Origin of the sequence: Mesorhizobium sp. M1A.T.Ca.IN.004.03.1.1, from assembly GCF_003997555.1 — a bacterium.
Classification (GTDB): domain Bacteria; phylum Pseudomonadota; class Alphaproteobacteria; order Rhizobiales; family Rhizobiaceae; genus Mesorhizobium.
Genome location: NZ_RZTV01000877.1, coordinates 1 through 245, shown reverse-complemented (window position 1 = coordinate 245; position 245 = coordinate 1). Strand labels below are relative to the sequence as shown.

The following is a 245-nucleotide window of genomic DNA, read 5'->3' as shown; positions in this document are numbered from 1 at the left end:
ATCTTGTTCGTCTTCAGGTCCACGAGCGGTTGATAGTAGGGAACGATCTCAGCCTTCCTGATGGCGGCTCTCAGATCGGCTTCCACCCGAATCCGTTTCGCCAACTCTTCCTGCATCGAAGGCACGAAGGGCTTCACCAGATCGCGCCCCTGCTTTTTGGCGACATACATCGCGCAGTCCGAATGTCGGATGACCTGGCTGAGGTCATCACCGTTCTCCGGATAAAGCGCGAAGCCGACACTGGC

General features: G+C 57.1%; 1 protein-coding gene. It reads right to left on the bottom strand.

Going from position 1 to position 245, the window contains the following annotated elements; genetic code table 11:
- On the bottom strand, positions 1-245 hold a 245-nt coding region (locus EOD29_RS34195), incomplete at both ends, for a diguanylate cyclase (RefSeq protein WP_127248894.1).